At 64.5% G+C, this 5,087-nt stretch carries 6 protein-coding genes; all 6 read right to left on the minus strand.

All coding sequences use genetic code 11. The features are described from left to right. Window positions 1-176 precede the first annotated feature (176 nt). Genes AB4Y99_RS25615 through AB4Y99_RS25640 form a run of 6 tightly spaced genes read right to left on the minus strand, consistent with a single transcriptional unit; the run spans window position 177 to window position 4,923 of the window. Window positions 177-368: a hypothetical protein gene (locus AB4Y99_RS25615; RefSeq protein ID WP_441525306.1), complete on the minus strand. Its 192-nt coding sequence runs from the start codon at window positions 366-368 to the stop codon at window positions 177-179. A gap of 10 nt (window positions 369-378) precedes the next feature. Continuing rightward, entirely contained in the window at window positions 379-2,703 is a 2,325-nt protein-coding gene (locus tag AB4Y99_RS25620) for a hypothetical protein (RefSeq protein ID WP_441525307.1), read from the minus strand. Between the two features lie 9 nt (window positions 2,704-2,712). Then, window positions 2,713-3,333 carry a phage tail protein gene (locus AB4Y99_RS25625; protein WP_441525308.1) on the minus strand — a complete coding sequence of 207 codons (621 nt, stop codon included), beginning with the start codon at window positions 3,331-3,333 and terminating at the stop codon, window positions 2,713-2,715. Further along, window positions 3,330-4,235: a baseplate J/gp47 family protein gene (locus AB4Y99_RS25630; protein ID WP_441525309.1), complete on the minus strand. Its 906-nt coding sequence runs from the start codon at window positions 4,233-4,235 to the stop codon at window positions 3,330-3,332. Before AB4Y99_RS25630 ends, AB4Y99_RS25625 begins: the two co-directional genes overlap by 4 nt. After that, complete coding sequence (locus AB4Y99_RS25635) at window positions 4,232-4,624, minus strand: GPW/gp25 family protein (protein WP_441525310.1); 393 nt, start codon at window positions 4,622-4,624, stop codon at window positions 4,232-4,234. Before AB4Y99_RS25635 ends, AB4Y99_RS25630 begins: the two co-directional genes overlap by 4 nt. Before the next feature lie 2 nt (window positions 4,625-4,626). Further along, window positions 4,627-4,923, minus strand: a complete 297-nt coding sequence (locus AB4Y99_RS25640) for a hypothetical protein (protein ID WP_441525311.1) — start codon at window positions 4,921-4,923, stop codon at window positions 4,627-4,629. Between the last annotated feature and the right edge of the window lie 164 nt (window positions 4,924-5,087).

The raw sequence follows: 5,087 nt of genomic DNA on the forward strand, positions 1-5,087 counted from the left end.
GCTTGCACGCCTTGCGTGATCAACGTCTCGAAGGTCGCTTCCAACAACTCGCGTGCCTTCAGACGAGCCGCGATGGACCCCATGACGAGGTTCCACATCTCGCGAGAGAATGTCGCCGTCGACTGGACCTGGTAGTCGTTTTCAGCGCTCGGTTCGATGTTGGGCATGACTATCCCTTAGCCGAGACGGACGGCGCTACGGACCGCGTCGGTGCCGTTCTCCGCAATGATCTGCAACAGGCTTTCGCCGGGCATCTCATGCACCGATCGACCAGCGTTGAGTGGGATCAGCCCGAGCTTGACAGGCCGAGTGAGGCGAACGGTGTAGGTCGCGGATGGGTCGATGGAGTCGAGGGTTTCGTCGGCCATTGCGGACTCCTTAGAGCGCATACATCGAAGATGTTTCGATAAACGGGACGTTCGTCACGTCGGCCGCGCCCATCTCGATCCGGGCTCGCGCCGAAGTCGTTGACGGAACCGTGAAGCTCGCCAGAACGCGGCGTTTCAGCGGATTTGCGACGTCGATCGTCGTCTCGGTTGTGGTCGGGGTGTAAGTCGTCGCGCCGACCTGACACTTGACCGCAATCGTGTGAGAGGYGGCTTCGAAATTGTCGACCGTCGCCTCGACCTGAATTGCGGTCGTCGACAAGCCGAAGTCTTGCGCCTTCGATACCGCGACCATCGTATTGCCATGGCGGAAGGCGTACATGCGCGCCGTCGTATCGAGCACGATCGCCGGCGCGAGGTCGGTCGTATGAACCATAACGGCGCGCAACTCCGTCAAGGCCGGCAAGCCCATAAGGCTTGCGGCGCCGCGAGCCGCGTCAATTGTCAGGTCTTTCCACTCGCCGTCGCCGCCGCTCGGCTTGACCTGCCAAATGAGTTGCGTTCCACCGGGAATCCATCCGCCATGCAGAAGCCGAATCTCGCTCATGCCGCTCGCCAGCGTGAGCGGATTGAACATGATTTCCGTGCGGGTCGAGGCGAACGAAGCGGCATTGATCCGCATCGCGAAGTCGCTATCGGTCAGCACCTGAGACCACGCGCCGTCGCCGCACACGAACCTAGAGCCCTGCGAGAACCGATTGCCCGAAACCGTACCGAGCGCGTGGTTTCCGGTTGTGACCGTGAACCAGCAATAGCGCTTGCCGCTTTCGAGCAGAGACGGACGGAAATTGAACTTGACCCAACCGAGCGCGAGATCATCGACGGACTTTTCGGCATAGGTCACGACACGATCGAAGCGCGGCGAGCCGTCGTCGGCGCATTCGGCCAAGACCAAATAGACCGATCCAGATGACCCTACCCGCGTGAAAAACAGGTCGACAGACGTTGCAATCATCGGCTGAGCGTTGAGGAAGGTTTGCCCCATGACGGCGCCGTTCAGGCCGAACGTCTCGGTCACCTGGTCCCAGTAAACGTCCGTGACGGTGCGTTGGATGACCTGACGAACCGCCCGGATCACATGCCCGGCCACTTCAGCGTTGCCGGTGATCGCGACCGTCTCGAAAGTCTCGCCGTTCACCGTGAACAACTGCCCGACGGAGGTATAAGCCGACGCCGTTCCGAGCGCCGAATTGATACTCGTATGGGTCGCATCGGCCCAATAGACGCCGTTTTCGCAAATCGTGACGTTGGCGCCGTATTCGATGACCTGACGCGCAACTTCGCGACGTACCGCGCTGACGACAGTGTGAACCGTCGAAGAGATATTGACCGTCCCGCCGTCGCTTTCGACCTCGATTCGGGTCGCTTCGGTCCATGCCGGCATCAGAAGAGCACCGGCCCCGGTACCGCTGATCCGAATGCTTGCCGACCCCGGATCGATGAGGCTCATTTGAACGTCGTTCTGCTGAGTATACGGGAACCGCACACCCTCGCGCACGCGCGCATGCCATGACGCATGCGCGAAATCCCATTCGTCGGGGAGGAGACCGGGGTCGAACCAATAGGCGACAGCCTCGTCTGGCAACCTGAGATAGCGCCAAAGCTGGCCGATATCGCGCTTCATCTGGCGGATGACGGTCGGATGCGGGATATCGCGAAGGCGCTGAGTGATATTGACGATATCCGTCTCGATCGTCGTGGTGCGACGGGAGATGTTGCCAAGGTCGGCTTCGTTGGCAGAGACTCGCTTCTCTATCTCGTAGAGCGACTTCACGCGCGAACGCTCGCCGGGTTCGATCAACGCGATCCCCTCGGAGGCCAGAAGAACCCACGCGACGACTGCGTCGGTGTCCGCGATCGTTGGGCGCAGAGCCGGAGCAGGCGACGCGGCGCCCTGCTGAATCGTGAACGAAGCCTTGCGGACCTCACGCTTCGGCGCCGTTTGCTGGACCGGCTCGGAGGTATCGACATCGGTCGAGGTCTCGAAAATGCGAAGCGCCGTTTCGGTTTCGGCGCTGCCACGCATAATCAGCGCGACCCAACGCTGATCCGAGGCCGCGAGCGGGATATAGATTTGGAGATTGATATCGGTCGCATCGACCGCCGCATAAACCGTGTCGGCGGTGTAGTAGCGGCCAGGCGTCAGCCGAACGATCTGCGCCGACTGCTGTGTCGCCGTGAAGCCGGACCAATGCGCCGGATAGCCGACCGCATCGGCGACGAGGCTGTCGGTCGCAGCCTGGGCGACGGCGCCGATCGCGGTCAGGTCCTCGGCCTCGATGACCTCGGTGTCGTTGAACAGCATGCGCTGCGACATGGGCTTCCCTCAGAGGCTCGTGCGGTCGATGAAGTCGTCGAAGCCCATGCCGAACTGCATCTCGTCGAAGCGCGGCCGGCGGCGATGGGCGAAGGTGGCGGTGTATTGCGTGCCCGGCCCCTTGGAGACCGTGGCTGCGATTTTTGCCCGGCGGATCGGTTCGAGGTCGACAGGCACCGCGGCGTGATTGCCCGCGGTACCGCGCCCGGTGACGCAGCCGCGAACATGCCGCAGCAGCCGAACCTTGAAGAGATAGCGGGCGGTGAACGCCGGGAATTGAAGCGGCTGCACGCCGACGGCTGAGAGCCCAGCTACGAAGCGGCGCGGATGCGCGACGGCCGAGATCAGCTCGGCATCCACATAGGCGAGGAATCGTCGCAGCCCGATCCGCGTGCCGACCAGATCGGGAAGCTCCCAATCGGCAGCCATCGCGCGCTTGCGGGCCTCGCTCCAATCGTCGAACCAGAGTTTCACGCCGTTGTGCACGGCGACGAAGGGCAGGAAGGGCAGCGTCGTCGAGGCAGGATCGACGAGCTGGGGGATCGGGATCGGGAGCTGCGCCTCCGCGCCCTCCATCGTCGCCCATTCATAAGCGCCCGACGTATCGGGCAGCAGCAGTGACCAGCTCATCCCTGCACCTCCACGGTGATGGAGAGATCCGTGCGAACGGGGATCTGGTAAGGCGAGGCGGCGACATCCGCCGTGGGGCTGGCATGGGCGACTTCCGCGATCGAGGCGCCATAGGCGCTTCCGGCGACGAGATCGCGCTGRATCGTCCCGCCGATCAGGTGGCGGGCATCCGTCGCGGCTGCAACGCGCGCGGCCGCCTCGAGCCGCACGAGCTCGGCATCGGGCCCAACGGGAACTTTGATCACCTGGCTAACCGCATAGGTCAGCGGCGTGGCTGCCAGCACGAACATGCCGATGGCCTCGACCTTCGAGGAGGGAGCCGTGACAGCTGCCCGCACCGCAGCCAGGTTCTCGGTGGGCGTGATGCCGCCGGCGCCGGCGATCACGAGATCGGTCTCACCGCGACGGCCGTGCACGGCAAAGCCGTTGACGCGGGCGTCCCACATCGCCGGCCAGGCCTTCCAGGCGTCGAACAGGATGCGGTCGATGCTGCCGGCGGCGGCCCGACCGAAACTGAGCAGGTAGCGGTGAAAGAGCTGCTCGTCGGTTTCCGGCACGCCCGGCGCGGTTTCCAGGCGCACGACGCCCTGACGGGCGACGACATTGTCGAGATCGGCTTTCTTCGCCAGCGGCGCCAGCACCGCGCGGATCGCGTTGTTGACCATCGCCCGGTCGAGCAGCCGCAGATAGGCGGTCACTCGTCCGATGACGATGGCGGGATCGGTCGCGAGGCTCTCGGCCGTGAAGGACGGCAGCTCCGGCCGGGTCGCGCGCAGATCCTCCCAGTAGGCGAGGAATTGCGTAACGAAGGCCGCCAGCAACGTCGGGTGGTCGAGCGGCAGGATCGCATCCGGCGGCGGCAGCCGCGACAGGTCGATCGCGATGGGCGAGGTCACATTCATGCCGCCAGCACCTTCACGCCGTTGTCATTGGCGGCCAGGACGGCGGTTTTCGCCTCGAAGACGGAATAATCGCCGAGATGACCGTTCGGATAGAAGCGGCCCTCGATGACGAAGGCGAAGACGCCATCGGCGCYGTAGCGGGTGAGCTGGATCTTGGTCAGGCGGAAGCCCGGCTCCCACGCCTTCAGCGCAGCCGCGATCGCAGCGTAGAGCCGCATGATCGTCTGCGGCGTCGCGTTATCGTCCTGGATCTCCGGCACGAGCGAGCCGAAGGCGCGGAGCATGACGAGGCTCGCCACGCGGGTGCGGATGATGAACGAGATCGACTGGACGCAATGGTCCCAGCCGATCAGCACCTCACCCGTGCGCCTGTTGAGCCCGACGCGCATTGTCAGGCGACCTTCTTCTTGCGCTTGCTGGCGGTTTCCTCGCCATCTCCTTCGGGTGCCTGCGGATCTTCCGCCGGCGGGGTCTCGACGGGCGGGGCGATCGGCAGCCCGGTTGTGGGGTCGACCTCCTCGATCGTGAGGTTGCGCAGCTCATGGCGCGCCTCGGGCTCGGTGAGCCAGAAGACATGCCCGACCATCGGCACCACATTGCCGTCCTCGTCGCGCCGCGACGGCACCTTGCGGCTGGCGACATACCAGCCGGCGCGGTCGGTAACGGCATAGGCTTTCTTCTCGTCCATGGTCAGGCTCCTGTAACCGCGCCCTGAAGGACAGGCGCGGCGATCTTGGTTTGAGAGGTGATGTCGCGGCTGGCGTGCAGCTCGCCGTCGAAGACGCCGGCGACGTTCGAGCCTGCGGCCGCGCCGGCCGTGAAGCCCTTCGGCATCGAGACCGGCCCATCGAG

Source organism: Allobosea sp. TAB14 (genome assembly GCF_052113865.1).
Lineage (GTDB): Bacteria > Pseudomonadota > Alphaproteobacteria > Rhizobiales > Beijerinckiaceae > Allobosea > Allobosea spartocytisi.

Coding starts and splice junctions, on each gene's coding strand:
- AB4Y99_RS25640 (WP_441525311.1), bottom strand. CDS start 4,923: ATGGACGAGAAGAAAGCCTATGCCGTTACCGACCGCGCCGGCTGGTAT.
- AB4Y99_RS25615 (WP_441525306.1), bottom strand. CDS start 368: ATGGCCGACGAAACCCTCGACTCCATCGACCCATCCGCGACCTACACC.
- AB4Y99_RS25625 (WP_441525308.1), bottom strand. CDS start 3,333: ATGAGCTGGTCACTGCTGCTGCCCGATACGTCGGGCGCTTATGAATGG.